The organism is Agromyces sp. NPDC057679 (genome assembly GCF_042799635.1).
Taxonomy (GTDB): Bacteria; Actinomycetota; Actinomycetes; order Actinomycetales; family Microbacteriaceae; genus Agromyces.
Genome location: NZ_JBHVIK010000005.1, coordinates 163,382 through 186,407 on the forward strand (window position 1 = coordinate 163,382; position 23,026 = coordinate 186,407).

A 23,026-nucleotide genomic window follows, 5' to 3' on the forward strand; every position below is an offset into this window, starting at 1 on the left:
TCAAGCGTCGAAACGTGAAGAGGTCGAATAGGTGGGTCAACCCGCGAGAGGCGACGCGCTATTCCCAGATGCCGAGATCGATCGGAATGCATGGAACGCGGTCGCCGTGACGACCGCGTTCACGAGAATGCGGGGTCGCGGGTTACGGCGCCGGCGCCGGACCGTCGGTCGGCGTCGGACGAGGCAGCCAGCCCTCGAGCAGCTGCTCCTCGGGGGCCAGCTCGTTCTCGACGCGGTGGTCGCGTGCGGCGTCGTCGGCAGGTGCGGGAGTGGAATCGCTCATGGCGTCACGATACCGCGCACCGCCGACACCGCGCGGACCACGGCGGTCGCGGCATCCTCGATCTCGCTCGCCGTCGTCGACGAACCGAGCGTGAACCGCACGGCCGTCTGCGCGAGCTCGCCCGGCACGCCGATCGCCGTGAGCACGTGCGACGGCTCGTCGCTGCCCGCGGCGCAGGCCGAGCCGCTGGAGCAGACGACGCCGTCGCGCTCGAGTTCGAGCAGCACCGCTTCGCCGCTCGTGCCGGGGAAGACGAACGACACCGTGCCCGGCAGCCGCCGGGTCGCGTCGCCCGTGAGCCGGGCGTCGGGCAGCTCGGCGAGCACGCGCGCCGCGAGCCGGGCGCCGAGCGAGCCGACGCGGGCACAGGACGCGACGCGGTCGGCCTCGGCGAGCCGGAGCGCCGTCGCGAAGGCGACCGCGCCCGCGACGTTCTCGGTGCCCGAGCGTCGCCCGCGCTCCTGGCCGCCGCCGTGCAGCACGGCCTCGATCGGCAGTCGGCCGCGCACGACGAGTGCGCCGGTGCCCTTCGGGGCGCCGACCTTGTGTCCGGCGAGCGAGAGCGCGTCGACGCCGAGCGCGTCGAGCGAGAGCGGCAGCCAGCCGGCGGCCTGCACCGCGTCGCTGTGCATCAGGGCGCCGTGCTCGTGCGCGAGCGCCGCGAGTTCCGCGACGGGCTGCACGGTGCCGATCTCGTTGTTCGCGAGCTGCACCGAGACGAGGGTCGTGTCGGGGCGCAGCACGGCGGCGAGCGCCTCGGGCGAGACGAGCCCCGCGGCGTCCACCGCGACCTCGGAGACGGCGAAGCCGTGATGGCGTGCGAGGTACGCCGCCGACTCGAGCACCGCCTCGTGCTCGATCGGCGAGACGACGAGGTGGCGCCTACGGGGGGAGGCCAGCGCGAGCCCCTTCACGGCGAGGTTGTCGGCCTCGGTGCCGCCGCTCGTGAACACGACATCGCCCGGACGGGCGCCCACGACCTCGGCGACCGCGAGACGGGCGGCGGCGAGGGCGCGTGCGGCCTCGTCGCCGAGTCCGTGCCGGCTCGACGGGTTGCCGAACGCCCCCGTCAGGTACGGCCACATCGCCTCGAGCGCCTCGCGGCGCACGGGCGTCGTCGCCGCGTGGTCGAGGAAGATCACGGATGCCCCGCAGCGTCGTCGGCGGCGCCGCGCGCCGCCGGCGGCGTCTCGACGACCACGTCGAGTCCGAGGTCGAGCGAGCGCACCGAGTGGGTCAGGGCGCCGACCGAGATCACGTCGACCCCGGTCGCGGCGATCGCGGCGACCGTGTCGAGCGACACCCCGCCCGAGGCCTCCACGACCGCACGGCCCGCGATGCGGGCGACGCCGTCGACGAGCTCGTCGGTCGTGAAGTTGTCGAGCATGATCGTGTCGGCGCCGCCCGCGAGCACCGCGTCGATCTGGTCGATGCGGTCGACCTCGACCTCGAGGTGGGCGGTGTGGGGCATCCGCTCGCGCGCCGCGCGCAGCGCCTCGGCGAGGTCGGTGCCGTCCGCCGTGAGCACGGCGAGGTGGTTGTCCTTCGCCATGATCGCGTCGGAGAGCGAACGCCGGTGGTTGCGCCCGCCGCCGTCGCGCACGGCCTGGCGTTCGAGGCTGCGGAGGCCCGGCGTCGTCTTGCGCGTGTCGACGATGCGCGCCCGGGTGCCCTCGGCCGCGGCGACGTAGCGCGCCGTCAGCGTGGCGATGCCCGACATGCGCTGCACGAGGTTGAGGCCCACGCGCTCGGCACGCAGGATGCCCCGCGCCGGACCCTGCACGCGCGCGAGCACCTGGCCCGCGGCGAACGGCTCGCCGTCGGCGGCGAGCGGCTCGACCGCGATGCTCGCGTCGACGAGACGGAACGCCGCGGCGAACACCTCGATGCCGCTGAGCACACCCGGTTCGCGGGCGACGAGCTCGGCCGTCGCGGTCGCCGAGTGCGGGATCAGCGTCTCGCTCGTGAGGTCGCCCCACGGGGCGTCCTCGTCGAGCGCCATCGTCACGACGCGGTCGATCTCACGGGCTTCGGTCATCAGGCGGCCTCCAGTTCGGGAGCGGGTGCGGCGGCGTCGGGCGCGGCGGCGTCGGTGCGGAAGTGCGCCCCGACGCTGTCGCGCCGCGCGAGGGCGGCGGCGACCGTGAGCCGGGCGAGGTCGAGCAGGTTGCGGTCTTCCGCCGAGCGGCGGTCGACGGGTTCGGGGGCGCGCCAGGCGTCGAGCAGCTCGGATGCCTCGCGCAGGCCCTGCTCGTCGCGCTCGAGCCCGACGCGGTGCCACATGAGCTCCTGGAGGCCCGTGCGATCGACCAGGGTGCCGCTGCTCGTGCAGGAGAAGTGCTCCGACACCCGCTGTGGCGTGGTGCCGGTGCAATTCTCCTGCACGAGCAGCGCGGTCGACGCCGGGTCGGCGGCGATCGCCCGGGCCGCCCGCTCGGCGAACACCGCGGCCTCGAGCAGCGAGTTCGAGGCGAGCCGGTTGGCGCCGTGCACGCCCGTGCGGGCGCACTCGCCGACGGCGTAGAGCCCCGGAAGGCTCGCCCGCCCGTCGAGGTCGGTCGTGATGCCGCCCATCGCGTAGTGCGCCGCGGGCGTCACGGGCACGGGCTCGCGGCCCCAGTCGAATCCGGCGTCGCGCACCACGCGGTCGAGGCCCGGGAAGCGCTCGGCGAGGAACCCCGCGCCGAGCGCGGTGGCGTCGAGGCGCACGGGCTCGCCGCCCTGCGCGGCCATGCGCCGCCAGACCGCACGGGCGACCACGTCGCGCGGGGCGAGCTCGGCGTCGGGGTGCACGTGGGGCATGAACCGGTGCCCCGCCGCGTCGCGGAGCACCGCGCCCTCGCCGCGCACGGCCTCGGAGATGAGCGGAGTGCCTGGGGCGGCGAGCGCCGTCGGATGGAACTGCGTGAACTCGAGGTCGGCGACCGCCGAGCCCGCACGCCACGCGGCCGCGACGCCGTCGCCCGTCGCCACGTCGGGGTTCGTGGTGTGCCGGTAGAGGCGTCCGCTGCCGCCGGTCGCGAGCACGACCGCGTCGGCGCGTCGCTCGACGATCGCGCCGTGCTCGTCGAGGAGACGGGCGCCGACGACGGCCCGTCGGCCGCCGGGGCCGGGTTCGACGAGGAGGTCGAGGAGCATCGTGCGCTCGTCGATGCGCACCGCGCGCCGTCGCACGGTGCCGACGAGCGCCGCCTCGATGGCCGCGCCCGTCGCGTCGCCGCCGGCGTGCACGATGCGGGCGCGCGAGTGCGCCGCCTCGAGCCCGCGCGAGAGGCCGGAGTCGCCGCGGTCGAAGGCGACGCCGAAGCGGATCAGGTCGCGCACGCGCGCGGGCCCCTCGTCGCAGAGCACCCGCACGGCCTCGGGGTCGGCGAGCCCCGCCCCCGCAGCGAGCGTGTCGGCGACGTGCCGGGCGGCCGAGTCGTCGGGGAAGAGCGCCGCGGCGATGCCGCCCTGCGCGTACCTCGTGTTCGTCTCGGCGAGCTCGGTCTTCGTGACGAGCTCGACCGAGCAGCCGGCATCGGCCGCGCGCACCGCTGCCCAGAGGCCCGCGATGCCGCCGCCGATGACGAGCACGCGCGTCATGTCAGGCCCCGACGGATGCGGTCGCCGGTGCGGGAGGCTTCGCCGCGAGCATGCGCTCGAGGGCGAGGCGCGCGGGCTCGGCGACGTCGGCCGGCACCTGGATGCGGTTGACGACGCGCCCGGCGACGAGCTCCTCGAGCACCCAGGCGAGGTAGCCGGGGTGGATCCGGTACATCGTCGAGCACGGGCACACGACGGGGTCGAGGCAGAAGATCTCGTGCTCGGGGTGCTCGGCCGCGAGGCGCTGCACGAGGTTGATCTCGGTGCCGATCGCGAAGGTCGACCCGGCGGGGGCGGCCTGGATGGCCTTCACGATGAAGTCGGTCGACCCCGCGGCATCCGCGGCGTCGACGACGGGCATCGGGCACTCGGGGTGCACGATGACCTGCACGTCGGGGTGCGACGCGCGGGCGGCGGCGATCTGGTCGACCGTGAAGCGCTTGTGCACCGAGCAGAAGCCGTGCCAGAGGATGACCTTCGCCTCGACGAGCTCGTCGGACGAGGACCCGCCGAGCGCCTTCCTCGGGTTCCACATCGGCATCTGCTCGAGCGGCACGCCCATCGCCTTCGCGGTGTTGCGGCCGAGGTGCTGGTCGGGGAAGAACAGCACGCGCTGCCCCCGCTCGAACGCCTGCTCGAGCACGACGCGCGCGTTCGACGAGGTGCAGACGATGCCGCCGTGCCGGCCGACGAAGCCCTTGAGCGCCGCCGAGGAGTTCATGTACGTGACCGGGATGACCGGCACCCGCCCCGTGGCATCCACCGCGTCGAGGTCGCCGTAGACCTCGGCGAGCTGCTCCCAGCACTCCTCGACCGAGCTCTCGTCGGCCATGTCGGCCATCGAGCAGCCGGCGGCGAGGTTCGGCAGGATCACGGCCTGCTCGGGGCGCGAGAGGAGGTCTGCGGTCTCGGCCATGAAGTGCACGCCGCAGAACACGATCGCCTCGGCGTCGGGCCGGGTGAGCGCCGCGTTCGCGAGCTGGAACGAGTCGCCCACGAAGTCGGCGTGCTCGACGACCTCGTCGCGCTGGTAAAAGTGGCCGAGCACGACGACGCGGTCGCCGAGCGTCGCCTTCGCGGCGCGGATGCGTGCGTGCAGCTCGTCGTCGCTCGCGAGCCGGTAGGCCTCGGGCAGGGCGCCCTGGCGGGGCGAGCCCGTCGGGATGACGTCGCCCATCGAGGCGCCCGGGCCGTAGCCGGCGGGGCCGGCGTCGAACTCCCAGGGGCCGGCCGCGAGCTCGGGCGCGCAGCTCGCGCCCTCGGTCGCGCCCGCGGCGATGAGCTTCAGGCTGCGGTCGACGGATGCCGCGCGGCGGACGTCGGGGCTCGTGATGGTCATGAGGCGGGCCTCTCGCTCTGGAACGGTTCTCTGGCCTCGGCCGTGCGGGTGGCCGAGGGGTCGTAGCGGTACAGCTTCGGGGGGCGGTGCGCGGCGCCGGCGAGGAGCTCGCCGGTCTCGCGGAGCCGCCCGGAGGCGATCATCGTGCGGCGGAAGTTCGCCGGGTCGAGCGGCCGCTGGAGGACCGCTTCGTAGACCTCGCGGAGCTCGGCGAGCGTGAACGTGCCGCCGAGGAACGCGTGCGCGATCTCGGTGTACTCGACCTTCGTGCGCAGCCGCCAGAGCGCGTACTCGACGATGCGGTTGTGGTCGAACGCGAGGCCGGGCAGCGTGTCGGCGGGCACCCAGCGCACGTTCGGGCCGGCGACGGCGCGCGCCGCCTCGTCGCTCTGCACGAGCGCCCAGTAGACGACGGAGACGACGCGGGCGTCGGGGGAGCGGTCGACCTCGCCGAAGGTGTAGAGCTGCTCGAGGTACTTGGGTGCGAGCCCCGTGGTCGCGCGCAGGGTGCGGGCGGCGGCGACCTCGAGCTCCTCGTTGACGGGGAGCCAACCGCCGGGCAGTGCCCAGAGGCCGAGCTGGGGTTCGCGGGTGCGGCGGACGAGCGGGGTCCAGAGCACGGGCCGGCCTGCGGCGTCGGGGCGCAGCGCGAAGATCACCGTCGAGACGGCGAGCCTGGTCGGTGCGTCGAGCTGGTGCGGCATCCCTCGGTCCTTCCTGTCGGCCGGTGGATCAGCTTCGAGTCAGCATGACTCGAAGTGCGATCGACGTCAGCTTACAGTCATCGTGACCAGAAGGCGAACTCGGGGAACGCGCTGAGCGGGGATCCGTGCCGCCACTGATGCCGCGCCGAACGGCCGACGGTCACGATGGGGCATCCCGAACCCGATCGCCCTGGAAGCGAGGCGCCGCAATGCGCAAGCTCTACCTGACCGTCACGATCCTCTTCGCCGCCGGCGTCATGCTGCAGCTCTACCTGGCCGCGGTCGGCGTCTTCTCCGACCCCGAAGACGAGCTCTTCGCGATCCACGGCACCACGGGCCGCATCGTGCTGCCGATCCTCGCCCTGCTGCTGATCATCACCGCAGCCCTCGCGAAGGCCGGCAAGCGCACCGTCTGGCTGTCCGCGCTGCCGCTCGTCCTGCTCCTCGTGCAGACGCTGCTGTTCATCCTCACCGGCGTCGTCTTCGGCCTCGGACCCGACGACCACACCGCGCCGCCGCTCGGCGCGACGCTCATGGTCTCGCTGCACGGACTCAACGGCGCGATCATCCTGATCACGGCGATCGTGCTGGTCGGCCGGGCCCGCAGGCTCGTGCGCGAGGGGCGCCCGGGCGAACCGGCGGTCGACGGTGGGGCGGATGCCTCGGCGCCCGTCTCGCACGCGTCGACGGAGCCGACCGTCGATGCCGCCGCCGACCCCGCGGGCCGCTGAGCCGGCAGCGACCACGCTCACGGTGAGGAGGGCGCGATGACCACCGCCGCCCTCCTTGCCGTGTACGCGGTCGCAATCCTCGCCGCCGGCGGTGCGCAGCTCGCCGCCGGATTCGCCGCCGCCGGCACGGCGCACCCGCCGAACGCCCGCGAACGGCGGCTCGTCGTCGGGCTCGTCACGGGAGCCGCCCTCGCCGTGCTCGTCGCGACGCTCGCCGCGCTGCTCCTCGCCGCGCGCGGGTGGTGGTTCGCCGGCGAGAAGCTCCTCGTGGCGCTGCCCTTCACCGCGGTCGGCGTCGGCTGCGCGATCGTCGGGCTCGTGCGCTGGCGCCGCGAACCCGTCGCTCCGGGCCCTCGAGTGCTCCTCCTCGGCGGCGGCCTCGCCGTCACCGCCGGTGCCGTCGCGTCCTGGATCATCGGATACCCGCCGTCGCCCGTCGCCACCGCACTCCTCGCGGTGCTCGTGCTGCTCGGCACCGGGCTCGCCTGGGCGGTGCTCGCCCGCCGCGGTCGCCGCGCGATCGCCGGGTTCGCCGGCATCGCCGCGATCGTGCTCGCCGGATCGATCGGCTGGGTGTGGCTCGCCGACACGGCACCGCCGTCGATCGAGGCCTCGGCCGCGCACGCCCACGCCGACGGCGAGCCCGGCGCCGACCCGGACGACTCCGAGGGCGGCGCGGGGGGCGAGGCATCCGCCGTGGTCTCGGTCGACGAACTCCGCACCCCCGACACGGTCGACGCCCCGGTGCTCGGCATCGAACTCGTCGCCGCGCACCGCGAGTTCACCCTGTCGAGCGGCACCGAGGTCGAGGCGTGGTCGTTCGGCGATCGGCTGCCCGGTCCCGAGATCAGGGTGACCGAGGGCGACCTCGTCGAGGCGACGCTGCGCAACCGCGACATCGACGACGGCGTCACGCTGCACTGGCACGGCGTCGACGTGCCGAACGGCGAGGACGGGGTGGCCGGCGTCACCCAGGACGCGGTCATGCCGGGCGGCGAGTTCGTGTCGCGCTTCGTCGCCGACACCGCGGGCACCTACTGGTACCACACGCATCAGGTCTCGTCCGAGGGCGTGCGGCGAGGGCTCTACGGCATGCTCGTCGTCGAACCCGTGGGCGGGGTGGCCGAGGCGGTCGACCTCGCGGTCCCGGTGCACACGATCGGCGGCGCCGTCCTCCTCGGCGGCGACGACGGCGAACAGGTGCAGGTGGTCGAACCCGGCACCGCCGTGCGGCTCCGCGTCGCGAACACCGACCGCACGCCGCTGCGCGTCGCGGTGGGCGGCGCACCGTTCCGCGTCGTGGCGGTCGACGGACGCGACCTCGCCGGCGGGCGCGAGGTGACGGGGGAGTCCGTCCGGCTCGGCGCCGGAGCGCGCGCCGACCTCGTCTTCGACATGCCCGACGGCGAGGTGCGCTTCGGCGTCGACGCGTCGGACGACTCGGCGCTCGTGTTCCGGCCGAGGGCGGGCGTCGTTCCTGCCGCGGCATCCGCCGGCCCCGTGGCATCCGCGCTCGCCCCCGCCGAACTGCCCGAGCTCGACCTCCTCGACTACGGCCGACCGTCGGCGACGCCGGGCGAAGTGCCCGCCGAGTTCGGCGAGGTCACCGCCACCGCCGAGCTCGTGCTCGATCGCATGCCCCGATTCGTCGGCGGTGCGCCGAACTACGCGTACACCGTGAAGCGCCGCGTGTTCCCGCACATCGAGCCCATCGAGGTCGACGAGGGCGACGTCGTGCGGCTCACGATCGCGAACCGCGGATTCGAGGTGCACCCGATGCACGTGCACGGCCACCACGTGCTCGTGCTCTCGCGCGACGGCGAACCCGCTCGCGGGGCGCCGCTCTGGCTCGACACCGTCGACGTGCGCCCCGGCGAGGTGTGGGAGGTGCTCCTCGTCGCCGACAACCCTGGCATCTGGATGGACCACTGCCACGACCTCGAGCACGCCGCCGCGGGCATGATGATGAGCCTCGCCTACCGCGGCGTCGTGACGCCCTTCGAGCACGACGCGCACGGCAACCGGCCCGAGTGAGTCCGGGACGCGGCTCAGTCGCCGGCGCAGCGCCCGTTCGGCATCACGGTCAGGAGGCGCGCGAGGCCGGCGTACCCGCCGGACACGACCGTCGGTTCGTCGTACCGGCACACGGCATCGCTCGCGATCGCAGCGTCGAAGCGCGCCCGGCTGAGGTCTGAGAGGGCCCAGCCGAGCGGCGGCACGACACCCGGCGTGGAGTCGGGAGCGACGACCACGGTGCCGCCGGGCAGCACCTCGTCGCCGTGCAGCCAGCCGAGGGACTTCTCGCAGGTCTCGCCCTCGGGGCCGTCGGGGCATGCCCCGGCCGCCGCCAGCGTGATCCGCTGGATCCACGAGTCCTCGGCGGTCAGGTTGGTCTTGGCCGCCCCGCCGGTGATGGGCACGAGGGGCTCCGACTCCGCCCGCGCGACGTCCTCGGCGAGGTCGTAGCCCTGGGTGTTGCGCAGGTACACGAGCGTCGGCAGCAGCCAGGGCTCGCCCTCGACCCGCTCGCCGTTGTGCTCGGCGATCTTCTGGGAGATCAGCGGCGAGAGGTCGGCGAGCGCGGCGAGCGACGTCGGTTCGACATAGCCGCCGTCGACGAACTGGGCGCCCTTGGCGACGTCGCACCGGCCGGCACCGGGAAGGCCGCCGGTGGGCGTGATGATGGCGAATCGCGCCGACAGCATGACCGCCGTCGACCAGTCGAGCGACATCAGGCACTCCGAGATCGACTCGGGGTCGCTCTCCTCGTTCACCTGCAGGTCGCGGAACCCGAGCATCGAGGGGTTGCCGCCCACCGCCTCGCAGTCGGACGCCTGATCGACCAGCGAGGACGCGACCCCGGCCTCGGCCGCCGCCTCGGACACGAACGGCGCCTGGTCGACGAGCAGGCGGCATCGGGACACGACATCGGTCGAGCTCAGGATGAGCGATCCCGTGAGCGGCGAGATCTCGGGCGAGAACTGCTCGGCGAGCGTCGGCGAGCCGCGCTCCCAGAGCGCCTCGACGAACGCGGCACGGTCTCGCCAGCGCCACTGCACGGGGTCGTCGGACTCGGGGCCGAGTTCGAGGAACGAGGGGATGCGCACGCCGGTGCCCGCGGCGAACGCGTCGCCCACGGTGAGTCCGAGCACCGCGGTCGAGACGACGTCGGGTCCGGAGGTCTTGCGGGCGGCCTCGAGGATCGCCGAGCGCTCCTCTGCACGGAACTCGTCGTCCATGGCCGACTCGGCCGCCGAGGCGGGGTCGTCGAGGTCGTCGAAGGATCCCACCCGGTCGGCATCGATCGTCGAGGCGATCGCGAGCCCGAGAGAGCCGCCGCTGATGCCGTTGGCGACGAGTCCCGAGGTCGCGGCGCAGCCGTCGAGCTCGGCGAGCGCCGCCGCGGTCCAGTAGGCGGCGCGGATGCCTCCGCCTTCGGCGGCGATGAGGAACACGGGACGGACGGTGACCGGCTCGTCGCCCTCGTTCGGAGACAGGCCGAGGTCCTCGGTGATGTCGATCGCGCAGTCGTCGTGCTGGAGCGCGTCGAGCCGTTCGTCGATCGTGGTCGGGAGCCCGCTCGTGACCTGCGCCGCTCCGTCGTTGGAGACCTGCACGGCGTGCAGCGCCGAGTCGGCGGCGATCGACGACACCATGATGTTCACCACGAAGGGCACGAGGAACCCGAGGGTGAGGACGGGCGGCGCCTTCAGCCCGAGCCATCGGAACGGCGCGATGAGCTCGCGCGGTTGCACGATGAGCGTGAACGCGCCGAACACCGTCACCCACGCGGAGATCGCGACGAGGGCGGCGGCGACGCTGCCGATGCCCCACCCGAGCCAGCTCGGCACGACGAGGGCGAGCGCGAGCACGGCCGCGCCGACGATGAACGCGATCCACTCGACGGCGCCGGCATCGGCGACCTCGGCGACCGGCGGTCGCGCGGGACCGTCCTCCGTGGCGGCGGAGACGCCCACTCCGTCGTCGGGTGCGACCGCGCTCGCCGCGGCGCCCGCGTTCTCCTTCACCGCCGACACCGGGTCGAGCGCCGCTCGGCCCCAGTTCCAACGGCGGACGCGCGGCAGTACGCGCGGCGCGGCGACGGCGACCGCTGAGCCGAGCAGCACGACGGGCACGGACCAGGCGAAGGTCGAGGGCACGCCGGGATCGATACCGAGGACGAATGGGATGAAGAAGGACCGGACGACGCCGATCGAGCCGACGGCGATCACCAGCACGGCGAGCGCGTCGCCGACGATCCAGGCCGCCGCGGCACGCTCGGGGTCGTAGTCCAGCCGATCCTCGCGAGGTGCATCCTTCGCCGGGTGGAAGACGGCGGCGAGCACCGGCACCGCGCCGGTGATGACGAACACGCTGAGGAAGGTCGGGAGATGGATGCCGATCGGCCCGCCGGTCGCGAGCCCGACGACGAGCGCGACGAGACCGGCGGCGAGCACGATCCCGGGCGCGATGCACCACGGTGCGGCCGAGTGCCAACGGCGCTCGGGCCGACGGCGGTGCAGGCGGAGCACCCGGATCTCCACCATGAGCCGGGTTCGGCGACGACCGAGCACGAAGTTCACGAGGGCCGTCGCGAGCAGGGCCGCGCCCGCCCACAGGGCGTGGGTCCAGCCGAGGCGGTCGGCCCACTGCCGTTGGACGTCGGGCAGCTGGTCGAGAAGGTCGGACGCGGGGATGCAGGACAGGACGGCGATCACGGCGATCGCGAGCGTCGCGAGCCGGTGCACCCAGATCGCTTCCATGAGCCTCGCGAACCGAGGACGCATGGCCGCCCGGTAGTCGGGCAGGCGGAGGATCGCGACCACGAGCACGACGAGGGCGACGACCTTGAACAGCGTCGGGAGGATCATCACCAGGCCGGCCCCGGCCGCGACGGCCGCCGACCCGGCCATCACGCCGCCGCCCGCGACGATCTGCGCCGCGTTCTCGGCCACTTCGCTCACGAGGTACACGGCAAGGGCGACCTCGGGCACTCGACGCGGCCGGCCCTCGACCACGCCGATCGCTCGCCGACCGAGCTTGATGATCGCGAGCACCAGGGCGAAGTCGATCACCGCCGAGGCGATGATCCAGAACCCCAGTTCGACGTGGAGCGGTGCGTCGGCCCAGCGCGACCAGCTGTCGCCCTGCGTCACCGAGAGCGGGGTGAGCAGGACGTTGAGCGAATGGCTGCGGCCGTCAGAGCCGGGCACGCTCGTGATGAGCCGGTCGAGCTCGCCGAGCACGACCGCCACGAGCGACGCGACGACGAGCCACGACAGCAGCGATCCTGCACCGCGCCATCGGGCGTCGAGCCGCGACGGTGCGAACGCGGGGTCGGAGAGCCCCAGGGGCGGCTGTTCTCCGCCCTCAGGCGTGGACGCGCGCGACGATGCTGTCTGCTGCGACACTTCGGCCTCCAACGAAGCGAACCCGGACGATGCGAGCCTAGTCTCGCCGCCACCGCGGCTGTAGCCCCCGCATGCGGGACATCGTCGCGCCGATGGAGCCGGAGGGAGGCGAAGGCCGCCGTTCCGGGCGTCGGGGCGCTGCTAGGATCACGGTACAACCTCATACCGGGCCATCGACGCGTCGCGGGAGAGCCGGCAGCACTGTTCGCAGCGCAGCGCCGGCACCGAAGGAGCAAGCCTCCCTGCCAATCTCTCAGGTCTCACACCGCGACGACGAGGCCACTCTGAAAAGTGCTCCCGCACGAGATCGACGAATCTCAGCGGGGCCGCCCACGGTGAAAGCGCGTCAACGCGTGAAACTCTCAGGCTCATGACAGAGGGGGAGTTCTCATGCGGCATCCGCCGCACGAATCGCGACCGCGCGCACTGCACCCGCAGCCGCCAGTCAAGGAGAACTCGTGACGAACGACCCCGGTACCACCGCCCCCGCCGAGGAGCGCCTCAGCCCGCTCGACGCCGTGCACCGCGCCGTGGGCGCGAGCTTCACCGACTTCGCCGGCTGGCAGATGCCGGTGCGCTACTCGAGCGATCTCGCCGAGCACCACGCCGTACGCACCACCTCGGGCATCTTCGACCTCTCGCACATGGGCGAGATCGTGCTGATCGGCCCGCAGGCGGCCGCGGCGCTCGACTTCGCGCTCGCCGGCAAGCTCTCGGCGATCGAGATCGGCCAGGCGAAGTACTCGCTGCTGCTCGCCGAGGACGGCGGCATCATCGACGACCTCGTGGTGTACCGCACGGGTGACGACCGCTACATGGTCGTCGCCAACGCGTCGAACGCGGCGGTCGTCGCCGACGAGCTGCGCACCCGCGCAGCGGGCTTCGACACCGTCGTGTCCGACGAGAGCGACGACGTCGCCCTCGTCGCGCTGCAGGGCCCCGACGCCCGCGCCGTGCTGCTCGAGACCCCCGGGTTCGGCGTCGACGGCCCCGGCAACGACGCGGAGGACTTCGACGCGCAGATCGCCGCACTGAAGTACTACCGCGCGTTCCCCGCCACGTTCGAGGGCCAGCCCGTGCTCGTCGCCCGCACCGGTTACACCGGCGAAGACGGCTTCGAGCTCTACGTCGCCCCCGAGCGCGCGGCGCGCCTCTGGGAGGCGCTCGTCGAGACCGGCGGACCGCGGGTCGTGCCGTGCGGGCTCGCGAGCCGCGACACGCTCCGCCTCGAGGCGGGCATGCCCCTCTACGGGCACGAGCTCAGCCGCGACATCCTGCCCGTGCAGGCCGGCCTCGGCCGCGTCGTCGCCCTCGCGAAGGAGGGCGACTTCATCGGGCGCGCCGCCGTCGAGCAGGGCCCCGCCGCGGATGCCCCGGTGCTCGTCGGTCTCGCGGCCGAGGGCCGCCGGGCGCCCCGCGCCGACTACGAGGTCTTCGACGGCGACGGGGCCGACGCGGCCCGCGTCGGCGTCGTGACGAGCGGCGCGCTCTCGCCGACGCTCGGCCACCCCGTCGCCATGGCCCTCGTGAGCCCCGCGCTCGCCGAGGCCGGCACCCAGCTGTTCGTCGACGTCCGCGGCACCCGCATCCCCGCCGCCGTCGTGGCGCTGCCGTTCTACAAGCGCACCTCCTGATCCCGGCGCCGCGGTCTCGACGGCCGGCGGCGCGAACCCGAGTCATCCACACCACAAGGAGCACCCCATGACCGACCTCAACGCACTGCACTACACCGAAGAGCACGAGTGGATCGCGATCGACGGCGACGTCGCCACGATCGGCATCACCGACTACGCCGCCGAGAAGCTCGGCGACGTCGTCTACGTCGACCTGCCCGCCGCGGGCACCGCCATCACCGAGGGCACCGTCGTCGGCGAGATCGAGTCGACGAAGTCGGTCGGCGAGCTCTTCGCCCCGGTCAACGGCGAGGTCGTCGAGGCGAACCAGGCCGTCGTCGACACCCCCGAGCTCGTGAACAGCGACCCGTTCGGCGAGGGCTGGCTGCTGAAGGTCTCGACCTCGAGCCTGCCGAAGCTGCTCACGCGCGACGAGTACACCGCCCTCACCGGCGAGTAAGGACCCGACCCGATGACCACGCCCTCCTCCGCCTTCGACCTCGACGCCTTCGGGCGCCGCCACATCGGCACCACCCCGAGCGACCACGCGCTCATGCTCGCCGAGCTCGGCTACGACTCGCTCGAAGCGCTCATGTCGGCCGCGGTGCCGTCGTCGATCCGCATGGGGGAGGTGCTGAACTCCGCGATCCCCGCTGCGGCGACCGAGCGCGAGGCGCTCGCCGAGCTCGCCGCACTGGCCTCGCAGAACACCGTGCGCACGCCCATGATCGGCCTCGGCTACTACGGCACGATCACCCCCGCGGTGATCCAGCGCAACGTGCTCGAGAACCCGAGCTGGTACACGGCCTACACGCCGTACCAGCCCGAGATCAGCCAGGGACGCCTCGAGGCGCTCATCAACTTCCAGACGATGGTCGAGAACCTCACGGGCCTCGACATCGCCAACGCCTCGATGCTCGACGAGGGCACCGCGGTCGTCGAGGGCATGCTCCTGGCCCGCCGCGGCTCAAAGTCGACGTCGAACCGCTTCGTCGTCGACGCCGACGCGCTGCCGCAGACGAAGGCGCTGCTCGTCTCGCGCGCCGAGGCCGTCGGCATCGAGCTCGTCGAGGCCCCGCTCTCCGAGGGCACGGACGTCGCCGCCCTCGGCGAGCACTTCGGCGTCTTCGTGCAGTACCCGGGCGCCTCGGGGCGGGTCTGGAACCCGGCGGAGGTCATCGCGGCATCGAAGGCCCAGGGCGCCCTCGCCGTGGTCGCCGCCGACCTGCTCGCGCTCGCCCTCATCACGAGCCCCGGTGAGCTCGGCGCCGACGTCGCCGTCGGCACCTCGCAGCGATTCGGCGTGCCGATGGGCTTCGGCGGCCCGCACGCCGGCTACATGGCGGTGCGCAAGGGCCTCGAGCGGCAGATGCCGGGGCGCCTCGTCGGCGTCTCGCAGGACGCCGCCGGCCACCCCGCATACCGGCTCAGCCTGCAGGCGCGCGAGCAGCACATCCGTCGCGAGAAGGCGACCTCGAACATCTGCACCGCGCAGGTGCTCCTCGCCGTGATGGCCTCGATGTACGCGGTCTACCACGGGCCCCGCGGCATCCGCGCCATCGCCACCCAGACCGCCGGCAAGGCGAAGCTGCTCGCCGGCTGGCTCGAAGACCTGGGCCAGCACGTCGCGCACGACGCCTACTTCGACACGCTGAGCGTGCACGTGCCCGGCCTCGCGAAGAACGTCGTGGCGCGCGGGCGCGAGCTCGGCGTGCTGCTGTGGGAGGCCGACGAGGCGACCGTCCACGTCTCGGTCGACGAGACGACGACGCTCGACGAGCTGCACAAGGTCGCACAGGCCTTCGGCGGACCCGAGGAGCGCGAGCTCGACGGCCCGATCACCGAGACGGCGATCCCCGAGGCCCTCCGTCGCACGAGCCCGTACCTCGAGCACCCGGTGTTCAACACGCACCACTCCGAGACGCAGATGATGCGCTACCTCAAGCAGCTCGCCGACCGCGACTACGCGCTCGACCGCGGCATGATCCCGCTCGGCTCCTGCACGATGAAGCTCAACGCGGCCACCGAGATGCAGGCCGTCACGTGGCCGGCCTTCGCGAACCTGCACCCGTTCGCGCCCGAGGCCGACGTCGTCGGCTCGCTCGGCCTCGTCGAGCAGCTCGAGTCCTGGCTCGCCGAGGTCACCGGCTACGACACCGTCTCGCTGCAGCCGAACGCGGGCAGCCAGGGCGAGCTCGCGGGCCTGCTCGCGATCCGCGGCTACCACCTCGCCAACGGCGAGGGCGAGCGCGACGTGTGCCTCATCCCGTCGAGCGCGCACGGCACGAACGCGGCCTCGGCCGTGCTCGCGGGCATGCGCGTCGTCGTCGTCGCGACCGACGAGCTCGGCAACGTCGACCTCGACGACCTGCGCGCGAAGATCGCCGAGCACGCGGCATCCATCTCGGCCCTCATGATCACGTACCCGTCGACGCACGGCGTGTACGAGCACGAGGTCAAGCAGATCACCCAGGCGGTGCACGACGCCGGCGGCCAGGTCTACGTCGACGGCGCGAACCTCAACGCCCTGCTCGGCTACTCGCGCTTCGGCGACTTCGGCGGCGACGTCTCGCACCTGAACCTGCACAAGACGTTCTGCATCCCGCACGGCGGCGGCGGCCCCGGCGTCGGCCCGGTGGCGGCGAAGGCGCACCTCGCGCCCTACCTGCCCGGCCACCCGATGGCGCAGCGCGCCGACCACGCCGGCGGCTTCGTGCACGGCGGCGGACCGGTCTCGGCGGCGCCGTACGGCAGCCCGTCGATCCTGCCGATCTCGTGGGCGTACGTGCGCATGATGGGCTCGGAGGGCCTCAAGCAGGCGACCGCCTCGGCGGTGCTCGCGGCGAACTTCGTCGCCTCGCGCCTGCGCGAGCACTTCCCGGTGCTCTACACGGGCGACAACGGGCTGGTCGCGCACGAGTGCATCCTCGACCTGCGCCCGCTGACGGCCGAGACCGGCGTGAGCGTCGACGACGTCGCGAAGCGGCTCATCGACTACGGCTTCCACGCGCCGACGATGTCGTTCCCGGTCGCGGGCACGCTCATGGTCGAGCCGACCGAGTCGGAGGACCTCGCCGAGCTCGAGCGCTTCGTCGAGGCGATGGTCGCGATCAAGGCCGAGGCCGACGCCGTCGGACGCGGCGAGTGGCCGGCCGACGACAACCCGCTGCGGAACGCCCCGCACACCGCCGAGTCGGTCATCGCGGGGGAGTGGGAGCACCCCTACACCCGCGAGCAGGCCGTCTACCCGGTGCGTTCGCTCGTGCGCAACAAGTACTGGGCCCCGGTGCGGCGCATCGACCAGGCGTACGGCGACCGCAACCTCGTGTGCGCCTGCCCGCCGGTCGAGGCCTTCGCCTAAGCGGCGGAGCCCCAGCTCGCTCCAGGCTCGTCAGCTCGGGAGCCCGCCCCATACGGCGCGGGCTCCCGAGTCGCCGATGAGCACGAGCAGCACCATGGTGCCCGCCGCCACCACGACGGATGCCACGGCGAGTGCGACCCGGGTGGCCCTCGCAGCGCCGGGGGACGTGCGGCGCAGCCGTTCATCGGCGAACCGGAACCAGGCCCACTGTCCCGCGGCGACGACGAACAGCGCGATCGCCCACGGCAGGAGCATCTCGCCGAACTGCTGATGGCGTGCCACGGCGGGAATCGGCCCGAGGCGCTCCGCGAGCGAGCGTCCGGCGAGGACCGTGATCGGCACGAGCGCGAGCACGACGGCCGCCCCGAGGGCGGTCACGATGCCGAGCCGCCGCCTCGCCCGCGGCCAGAACGCGCCGAGCAGCAGCGCGAGTACCGTGAGTGGGGTGAGCACGACCACCGCGTGCACGATGAGCGGGTGCAGGGGCAGGCCCGCGACCTGGAAGAGGTCCTCCGCGGCGAGCGGCCCGAGTTCCGAGGGATCCATGCCGAGAACACGTCGTGCACGGCCCTCCGGTTCACCGCGGCCCGAAGTTGAACCATTCACCGAGCTCTCTCGTTCTCCCTGCAGAGGACAGGAGGTGGCGGATGCCGCTCGATGACGACCGTCGGCTGGTCGCGCTCTACGAGGCGCACGGGCCGTCCGTCTGGAGGTACGTCGTGCACCTCACCGGTGATGCCGCCGGTGCCGACGACATCGTGCAGGAGACGCTGCTGCGCGCCTGGCGGAGCCCCCGCATCCTGGCCCAGGAGCCGGCCTCCACACGATCGTGGATGATCACGGTGGCCCGCAACCTCGTCATCGACGAGGCGCGCAGCGCCCGCCGACGGCACGAGATCGGAGTCGCCGAGACGCCGGAGCGGCTCGCCGACGACGCGACCGACGCGCTGTTCGAGAGCCTGCTGGTCGAAGAGGCGCTGGTGACGCTGAGCCTCGAGCACCGGGCGGTGATCGTGCACGCGTACTACGGCGGATGCAGCGTGGCCGAGGTCGCGCGTCGGCTCGGCATCCCGGAGGGTACGGTGAAGTCCCGGCTGCATTACGGGCTTCGGGCGCTGCGGCTCGCGCTGCAGGAGAAAGGGGTGACGCGATGAACCCGGATCACGCGCGCTTCGCGGACTGGGACTCGGCCTACGTGCTGGGCGCGCTGTCGCCTGCCGAGCGCGCCGAGTACGAGCAGCACCTCGAGGCCTGCGAACGGTGCCGGCGCGCCGTCGCCGAGCTCGCCCCGATGCCCGGGCTGCTCACTCGACTCTCGCCCGAGCGTGCGTACGCCCTCCTGGGCGACGGTGACGCCGAACCGATCGCAGTTCCGCGCGACGACCTCCTCGACGTGGTCCGCCTGGAGGGCCGTCGTCGTCGCCGGCGGGCCCGCACCTGGTGGATCGCGTCCGCCGCGGCGGCCGTGCTCGTCGTCGCCGCGATCGCCGTGCCGCTCGGGATCGCCCGGTCGCCGATCGTCGGCGAGTCGGTGGCGTTCGAGTCCGTCGCCGAGGTGCCGCTCTCCGCGACGGCGACGCTCACCCAGGTCGCCTGGGGCACGAGGATCGAGCTCGACTGCCGGTACGCCGACGCCGTGGCATCCGATGCCCCGCCGGAGGGCTGGCCGTACGCGCTGGTGGTCGTGGGCCGCGACGGCGAGCGCACGGATGTCTCGACCTGGCGGGCGAGCCCCGGCGCCGCCGCACGCCTGTCGGCGGGGGCCGCGCTCGACCTCGACGACATCGCCTCGCTCGAGATCCGTGCGATCGGCAGCGGCGAGGTGCTCATGCGGGGCGCCTTCGACTGATCGGCGCCGGTCGGCGCCGTGCCGGATGCGCGGTGAACGATTCGGGGCCCGGTCTCGTGCTTCTGGAGAGGCCGCGATCGCGGCCGGGAGCATGAGAGAAGGACTTCGAATGAAGCTGCGCATCACCACAGGACTGGCCGCGTTGGGGCTCGTCGTCGCACTGGCGGGCTGCTCGGCGCCGGGCTCGGGCGACTCGGGCGACACCGGCTACGGCGGTGGGACCTCGACCGAGACGGAGGCGCCCGACACCGGGGCCGCCTCGTCGGGAGCGCTCCTCACGACCGCCGACTCGGACCTCGGCGAGATCGTGGTCGACGGGGAGGGAATGACGGTCTACATGTTCGACACCGACACCCAGGGCGGGGACGCGAGCAGCTGCGAGGGGCAGTGCGCCACGAACTGGCCCGCCGTGACGACGGACTCCGACATCCCCGAGGTCGAGGGCGTCACGGGAGAGGTCGGCACCATCACCGGCGTCGACGGCTCGATGCAGCTCACCCTCGACGGCTGGCCGCTCTACACCTTCGCCGGCGACAGCGCCGAGGGCGACACGAACGGCCAGGGCGTCAACGGCGTCTGGTGGGTGCTGAGCCCCGCCGGGGAGAAGATCGGCGGCTGACGACCGCGACTACGCGGGGCGCGGTGCCGCATGGCGACCGCGTTCCGCGTAGCCGCGCCGGGCGCTCTGCGCGGCGACCTGTTCGGCGCGCCGGGCCGCGACGCGCTCCTGCGCTTCGCGGATCTCCGTCTCGGTCGTGCGGAAGCGGCGGTCGGTTGCGCGGGCCGCGAGGTGGCCCGCGGCGAAAGCTGCGGCGAGGTGCATGGTTCCGTTCCATCGGTCGATCCCGGCGATGCCGGCGAGAGGCCCTCGGGTCGAGGGTTCCTCCATGCTCGCGAGCGTCGAGGATCGGCGGATCAGGGCGACCCCGTGGGCTTCCCCCGGGAGTACACTGAGGTTCACTCGGAAATCTCGCCCGGTGGCGGTTTCCGACGACCATTCGCACGAGGAGGTGCCGCATGCCGAGCATCGACGTGATCGCGGGACTCGCGTTCATCGTGACCTTCATCGCCGTGAGCATCGCGACGGCCGACACGGCCGGGCTCGAGCAGCGTCTGCGCCGCCGGGGGAGCGTCGCCGAATCCGCCCAGGCCATGCGGCACGCCCAGGACGTGATGGACTTCGCCCGCGGAGGCTACCTCGGCGTGGTCTGCACGCCGAGCCGTCGGGCCCTGCATCTCAGCGGCGACCTCGACGTCGAGACGCCGACGCCGCCAGAGCCGCCGCGCGCCGACGTGGTCGCGGCCGTGGTCGCGGTCGAGCGACGCTCGACCGAGCCGCCCGCCCGTCCCGCCGCGGACGCCCGGCACCTCGTCGCCTACCGGCGCCGGCCGCGCCGACGCCTCGCGCGGGGCATCCGCGCGCTCCTCCTCGCGAGGTCGGGGATCACTCCGCCGGGGGCGCGAAGAGCGTCGGCCACCACGCGACCGCCAGGGGATAGCCGATGAACGACACCATGTCGAGCACCCAGTGCGCGACGACGAGGGGCATCGTGCGCCCCCAGCGCTGGTAGCACCAGCCGAACACGACGCCCATCAGGGCGTTGCCGACGAACGGCCCGAAGCCCTGGTAGAGGTGGTACGTGCCGCGCAGCAGCGCGCTCGAGATGATCGTCGCCCACGGGCCGACGCCGAGCTCGCGGAGGCGCGTGAAGAGGTACCCGACGACGATCACCTCCTCGACGAGCGCCGCCTTCAGCGCCGCGAGCACGAGGATCGGGATCGTCCACCAGTGGGTGTCGAGCGGTGACGGCACGACGGTGACGGTCACGCCGGCGGCGCGCCCGATCGCGTAGAGCGCGAGCCCGGGCACGCCGATGACGGCGACGAGCGCGAGGCCGGATGCGACGTCGCGACCCGGTCTCGTGAAGTCGAGGCCGATGCGCCGGAAGGGACTTCCACCGGGCCGCGAGAGCAGGTAGAGCACGAGCGCCACGACGAAGAGCCCGAAGAACACGTCGAGGAACTGGTAGGTGAGGTCGAGCCACTCGCGGCTCGCGCGCGACTGGTTGATCGCGGCCGACTGCTCGGCCAGCGGACGGTCGTCGGTGACCCGCGCGATGATCGAGACGATCGAGTACACGGCCGATGCGCCCAGCGAGAGGCCGAGCACGATCGCGAGCTCGATTCGCAGTCGTCGTGCATCGGGCATGCTGCAATCCTCGCATGCGGGGCTCTCGCGCAACGATCGTGCGTGATCACGACGTTCCGTGTCGCTCCCGATGACGCTAGGTTGCGCATCGGTAACGGTTTCCGTCTCGACTTTGCTTCTCAGGGAACGATTCGTAGTCTTGCACCACGAAGCGCACAGTGCGGTCACGAGCCGCTCTGCCCCCGCGCACATCTCACAGGAGGAACATTGAAGATCAAGAGAATCGGCGTTGCAGCCATTGCTCTTGCTGCAGCCGGCGCACTGGTGCTCACCGGTTGCACGAGCGGCGGCGGAACCGAGGCCACCTCGCCCGCCGGTGACCCTGACGCGATCATCACGACGAACGGCTCCGAGCCGCAGAACCCGCTGATCCCGACCAACACCACCGAGACCGGTGGCGGCAAGATCATCACGTCGCTCTTCGCGGGCCTCGTTTCGTACACCGCCGACGGTGAGATCGAGAACGACGTCGCCGAGTCGATCGAGTCCGACGACTCGCAGCACTGGACGGTCAAGCTGAAGGAAGGCCAGACCTTCACCGACGGCTCCGACGTCACCGCGAACTCGTTCGTCGACGCGTGGAACTACGGCGCGCTCTTCAGCAACGCGCAGGGTTCGTCGTACTTCTTCGACAACATCGAGGGCTTCTCCTACGAGGCCGACTCGGAGCTCACGGGTCTCAAGGTCGTCGACGACCTGACCTTCGAGGTCACCCTCACCGCGCCCGAGGCCGACTGGCCGCTGCGTCTGGGCTACTCGGCCTACTCGCCGCTGCCCGAGGTCGCCTTCGACGACATGGAGGCCTTCGGCGAGAACCCCATCGGCAACGGCCCGTACATGCTGGCCGAAGAGGGCGCCTGGGTTCACGAGGAGCGCATCGACCTCGTGACCAACCCCGACTACGACGGCGTCCGCAAGGCTGCCAACGGCGGCCTCTCGATCGTCTTCTACGCTTCGCAGGACTCGGCCTACGCCGACGTCCAGGCGGGCAACCTCGACGTCCTCGACGCCGTGCCCGACTCGGCGTTCGAGACCTACGAGGACGAGTTCGGCGACCGCGCGGTCAACCAGCCGGCAGCCATCTTCCAGGGCTTCAACATGCCGTACTACCTCGAGCACTGGAGCGGCGAAGAGGGCGAGCTCCGTCGCGCCGCCATCTCGATGGCGATCAACCGCGACGAGATCACCGACGTGATCTTCCAGGGCACCCGTACCCCGGCGACCGACTACACCTCGCCGGTCATCGCGGGCTGGACCGACAAGCTCGAGGGCGCTGAGGTCCTCGAGTTCAACCCGGATGAGGCCAAGAAGCTCTGGGCCGAGGCCGACGCGATCGCCCCGTACGGCGACACCGTCTTCGACCTCGCGTACAACGCCGACGGCGGCCACCAGGCCTGGGTCGACGCGGTCGTGAACTCGATCGCCAACACCCTCGGCATCCAGGCCGTGGGCAAGCCCTACCCGACGTTCGCTGCGGCCCTCGACGACCGCACCAACGACAAGCTGACCGGTGGCACGCGCGCCGGCTGGCAGGGCGACTACCCCTCGATGTACAACTTCCTCGCCCCGCTCTACCAGACCGGTGCCGGATCGAACTACGAGGACTACTCCAGCGAAGAGTTCGACAACCTCCTCAAGGAGGGCGCTGTCGCCGCTTCGGTCGAGGACGCGACCGCGATCTACCAGCAGGCTCAGGAAGTCCTGCTGAAGGACCTGCCCGCGATCCCGCTGTGGTACTCGAACGTGACCGGCGTCTCCGCCGACACGGTCGACAACGTGGTGTTCGGCTGGGACTCGGTGCCGCTCTACCACCAGATCACCAAGGGCTGAGGCGTAACTCTCGTCTATAATCCCGTCTAGCATGATGTCCGGGGCGACAACGCCCCGGACATCATGCTGATATCCGATCGATTCTGTGATTGCGGCCCAAAATGCTCTCAG

General features: G+C 72.5%; 20 protein-coding genes and 1 riboswitch. Of the genes, 10 read left to right on the forward strand and 10 right to left on the reverse strand.

Features of this window, described 5'->3' with window-relative positions; all coding sequences use genetic code 11:
• Positions 1 to 142: 142 nt before the first annotated feature.
• Genes ACFVAJ_RS20280 through ACFVAJ_RS20305 form a run of 6 tightly spaced genes read right to left on the reverse strand, consistent with a single transcriptional unit; the run spans position 143 to position 5,911 of the window.
• Positions 143 to 283: a hypothetical protein gene (locus tag ACFVAJ_RS20280; protein WP_376947406.1), complete on the reverse strand. Its 141-nt coding sequence runs from the start codon at positions 281 to 283 to the stop codon at positions 143 to 145.
• On the reverse strand, positions 280 to 1,425 hold the full coding sequence (locus ACFVAJ_RS20285; RefSeq protein WP_376947408.1) for a cysteine desulfurase family protein: 1,146 nt from the start codon (positions 1,423 to 1,425) through the stop codon (positions 280 to 282). Before ACFVAJ_RS20285 ends, ACFVAJ_RS20280 begins: the two co-directional genes overlap by 4 nt.
• A complete protein-coding gene (nadC, locus tag ACFVAJ_RS20290; RefSeq protein WP_376947410.1) occupies positions 1,422 to 2,321 on the reverse strand; it encodes a carboxylating nicotinate-nucleotide diphosphorylase in 900 nt (299 codons plus the stop codon). Before nadC ends, ACFVAJ_RS20285 begins: the two co-directional genes overlap by 4 nt.
• Positions 2,321 to 3,868: an L-aspartate oxidase gene (gene nadB / locus ACFVAJ_RS20295; RefSeq protein WP_376947412.1), complete on the reverse strand. Its 1,548-nt coding sequence runs from the start codon at positions 3,866 to 3,868 to the stop codon at positions 2,321 to 2,323. Before nadB ends, nadC begins: the two co-directional genes overlap by 1 nt.
• Before the next feature lies 1 nt (position 3,869).
• Positions 3,870 to 5,207, reverse strand: coding sequence for a quinolinate synthase NadA (gene nadA / locus ACFVAJ_RS20300; protein ID WP_376947414.1), 1,338 nt, complete (start codon positions 5,205 to 5,207; stop codon positions 3,870 to 3,872).
• Entirely contained in the window at positions 5,204 to 5,911 is a 708-nt protein-coding gene (locus tag ACFVAJ_RS20305; protein WP_376947416.1) for an NUDIX domain-containing protein, read from the reverse strand. The genes nadA and ACFVAJ_RS20305 overlap by 4 nt, the downstream gene beginning before the upstream one ends.
• Positions 5,912 to 6,120: 209 nt before the next feature.
• Here ACFVAJ_RS20305 and ACFVAJ_RS20310 point away from each other — a divergent pair, with 209 nt between their 5' ends.
• Together ACFVAJ_RS20310 and ACFVAJ_RS20315 are read left to right on the forward strand one after the other, a co-directional pair.
• Positions 6,121 to 6,642 carry a DUF6220 domain-containing protein gene (locus ACFVAJ_RS20310; protein WP_376947418.1) on the forward strand — a complete coding sequence of 174 codons (522 nt, stop codon included), beginning with the start codon at positions 6,121 to 6,123 and terminating at the stop codon, positions 6,640 to 6,642.
• A 36-nt stretch (positions 6,643 to 6,678) separates the two neighbouring features.
• Positions 6,679 to 8,676 carry a multicopper oxidase family protein gene (locus tag ACFVAJ_RS20315; RefSeq protein WP_376947420.1) on the forward strand — a complete coding sequence of 666 codons (1,998 nt, stop codon included), beginning with the start codon at positions 6,679 to 6,681 and terminating at the stop codon, positions 8,674 to 8,676.
• Between the two features lie 14 nt (positions 8,677 to 8,690).
• On the opposite strand, the gene ACFVAJ_RS20320 is transcribed toward ACFVAJ_RS20315, so the two are convergent.
• Positions 8,691 to 12,053 carry a hypothetical protein gene (locus ACFVAJ_RS20320; protein WP_376947422.1) on the reverse strand — a complete coding sequence of 1,121 codons (3,363 nt, stop codon included), beginning with the start codon at positions 12,051 to 12,053 and terminating at the stop codon, positions 8,691 to 8,693.
• 174 nt (positions 12,054 to 12,227) lie between these two features.
• A riboswitch (glycine riboswitch) is annotated at positions 12,228 to 12,331 on the forward strand.
• Positions 12,332 to 12,511: 180 nt separating this feature from the next.
• On the opposite strand from ACFVAJ_RS20320, the gene gcvT reads away from it, so the two are divergent.
• The 3 genes from gcvT to gcvP all read left to right on the forward strand — a co-directional run bounded on the left by gcvT (position 12,512) and on the right by gcvP (position 17,027).
• Positions 12,512 to 13,687 carry a glycine cleavage system aminomethyltransferase GcvT gene (gene gcvT / locus ACFVAJ_RS20325; RefSeq protein ID WP_376947424.1) on the forward strand — a complete coding sequence of 392 codons (1,176 nt, stop codon included), beginning with the start codon at positions 12,512 to 12,514 and terminating at the stop codon, positions 13,685 to 13,687.
• A gap of 67 nt (positions 13,688 to 13,754) precedes the next feature.
• On the forward strand, positions 13,755 to 14,126 hold the full coding sequence (gcvH, locus tag ACFVAJ_RS20330; RefSeq protein WP_376947426.1) for a glycine cleavage system protein GcvH: 372 nt from the start codon (positions 13,755 to 13,757) through the stop codon (positions 14,124 to 14,126).
• A 12-nt stretch (positions 14,127 to 14,138) separates the two neighbouring features.
• Positions 14,139 to 17,027, forward strand: coding sequence for an aminomethyl-transferring glycine dehydrogenase (gene gcvP, locus ACFVAJ_RS20335; protein WP_376947428.1), 2,889 nt, complete (start codon positions 14,139 to 14,141; stop codon positions 17,025 to 17,027).
• Positions 17,028 to 17,057: 30 nt separating this feature from the next.
• On the opposite strand, the gene ACFVAJ_RS20340 is transcribed toward gcvP, so the two are convergent.
• Positions 17,058 to 17,573 carry a DUF2231 domain-containing protein gene (locus ACFVAJ_RS20340; protein ID WP_376947430.1) on the reverse strand — a complete coding sequence of 172 codons (516 nt, stop codon included), beginning with the start codon at positions 17,571 to 17,573 and terminating at the stop codon, positions 17,058 to 17,060.
• Between the two features lie 101 nt (positions 17,574 to 17,674).
• Here ACFVAJ_RS20340 and ACFVAJ_RS20345 point away from each other — a divergent pair, with 101 nt between their 5' ends.
• The 3 genes from ACFVAJ_RS20345 (at position 17,675) to ACFVAJ_RS20355 (ending at position 19,495) form a co-directional block, all read left to right on the forward strand.
• On the forward strand, positions 17,675 to 18,181 hold the full coding sequence (locus tag ACFVAJ_RS20345; protein ID WP_376947432.1) for a sigma-70 family RNA polymerase sigma factor: 507 nt from the start codon (positions 17,675 to 17,677) through the stop codon (positions 18,179 to 18,181).
• Positions 18,178 to 18,876: an anti-sigma factor family protein gene (locus tag ACFVAJ_RS20350; RefSeq protein WP_376947434.1), complete on the forward strand. Its 699-nt coding sequence runs from the start codon at positions 18,178 to 18,180 to the stop codon at positions 18,874 to 18,876. The genes ACFVAJ_RS20345 and ACFVAJ_RS20350 overlap by 4 nt, the downstream gene beginning before the upstream one ends.
• A gap of 109 nt (positions 18,877 to 18,985) precedes the next feature.
• Positions 18,986 to 19,495, forward strand: coding sequence for a hypothetical protein (locus tag ACFVAJ_RS20355; RefSeq protein WP_376947436.1), 510 nt, complete (start codon positions 18,986 to 18,988; stop codon positions 19,493 to 19,495).
• Between the two features lie 9 nt (positions 19,496 to 19,504).
• Here ACFVAJ_RS20355 and ACFVAJ_RS20360 read toward each other — a convergent pair whose 3' ends face one another.
• Positions 19,505 to 19,765, reverse strand: coding sequence for a hypothetical protein (locus ACFVAJ_RS20360; protein ID WP_376947438.1), 261 nt, complete (start codon positions 19,763 to 19,765; stop codon positions 19,505 to 19,507).
• A gap of 128 nt (positions 19,766 to 19,893) precedes the next feature.
• On the opposite strand from ACFVAJ_RS20360, the gene ACFVAJ_RS20365 reads away from it, so the two are divergent.
• Positions 19,894 to 20,382 carry a hypothetical protein gene (locus ACFVAJ_RS20365; protein ID WP_376947440.1) on the forward strand — a complete coding sequence of 163 codons (489 nt, stop codon included), beginning with the start codon at positions 19,894 to 19,896 and terminating at the stop codon, positions 20,380 to 20,382.
• Here the strand turns inward: ACFVAJ_RS20365 and ACFVAJ_RS20370 are convergent.
• On the reverse strand, positions 20,321 to 21,085 hold the full coding sequence (locus tag ACFVAJ_RS20370) for a CPBP family intramembrane glutamic endopeptidase (protein WP_376947442.1): 765 nt from the start codon (positions 21,083 to 21,085) through the stop codon (positions 20,321 to 20,323). The two genes, ACFVAJ_RS20365 and ACFVAJ_RS20370, sit on opposite strands and share 62 nt — an antisense overlap.
• 207 nt (positions 21,086 to 21,292) lie before the next feature.
• Between ACFVAJ_RS20370 and ACFVAJ_RS20375 the strand changes: the two genes are divergently transcribed.
• Positions 21,293 to 22,915: an ABC transporter substrate-binding protein gene (locus ACFVAJ_RS20375; RefSeq protein ID WP_376947444.1), complete on the forward strand. Its 1,623-nt coding sequence runs from the start codon at positions 21,293 to 21,295 to the stop codon at positions 22,913 to 22,915.
• The last annotated feature ends 111 nt before the right edge of the window (positions 22,916 to 23,026 follow it).

Coding starts and splice junctions, on each gene's coding strand:
- ACFVAJ_RS20280 (WP_376947406.1), bottom strand. CDS start 283: ATGAGCGATTCCACTCCCGCACCTGCCGACGACGCCGCACGCGACCAC.
- ACFVAJ_RS20365 (WP_376947440.1), top strand. CDS start 19,894: ATGCCGAGCATCGACGTGATCGCGGGACTCGCGTTCATCGTGACCTTC.
- ACFVAJ_RS20315 (WP_376947420.1), top strand. CDS start 6,679: ATGACCACCGCCGCCCTCCTTGCCGTGTACGCGGTCGCAATCCTCGCC.
- nadA (WP_376947414.1), bottom strand. CDS start 5,207: ATGACCATCACGAGCCCCGACGTCCGCCGCGCGGCATCCGTCGACCGC.
- ACFVAJ_RS20310 (WP_376947418.1), top strand. CDS start 6,121: ATGCGCAAGCTCTACCTGACCGTCACGATCCTCTTCGCCGCCGGCGTC.
- ACFVAJ_RS20305 (WP_376947416.1), bottom strand. CDS start 5,911: ATGCCGCACCAGCTCGACGCACCGACCAGGCTCGCCGTCTCGACGGTG.
- ACFVAJ_RS20360 (WP_376947438.1), bottom strand. CDS start 19,765: ATGGAGGAACCCTCGACCCGAGGGCCTCTCGCCGGCATCGCCGGGATC.
- ACFVAJ_RS20355 (WP_376947436.1), top strand. CDS start 18,986: ATGAAGCTGCGCATCACCACAGGACTGGCCGCGTTGGGGCTCGTCGTC.
- gcvH (WP_376947426.1), top strand. CDS start 13,755: ATGACCGACCTCAACGCACTGCACTACACCGAAGAGCACGAGTGGATC.
- ACFVAJ_RS20340 (WP_376947430.1), bottom strand. CDS start 17,573: ATGGATCCCTCGGAACTCGGGCCGCTCGCCGCGGAGGACCTCTTCCAG.
- nadB (WP_376947412.1), bottom strand. CDS start 3,868: ATGACGCGCGTGCTCGTCATCGGCGGCGGCATCGCGGGCCTCTGGGCA.
- nadC (WP_376947410.1), bottom strand. CDS start 2,321: ATGACCGAAGCCCGTGAGATCGACCGCGTCGTGACGATGGCGCTCGAC.
- ACFVAJ_RS20345 (WP_376947432.1), top strand. CDS start 17,675: ATGCCGCTCGATGACGACCGTCGGCTGGTCGCGCTCTACGAGGCGCAC.
- ACFVAJ_RS20370 (WP_376947442.1), bottom strand. CDS start 21,085: ATGCCCGATGCACGACGACTGCGAATCGAGCTCGCGATCGTGCTCGGC.
- ACFVAJ_RS20350 (WP_376947434.1), top strand. CDS start 18,178: ATGAACCCGGATCACGCGCGCTTCGCGGACTGGGACTCGGCCTACGTG.
- gcvP (WP_376947428.1), top strand. CDS start 14,139: ATGACCACGCCCTCCTCCGCCTTCGACCTCGACGCCTTCGGGCGCCGC.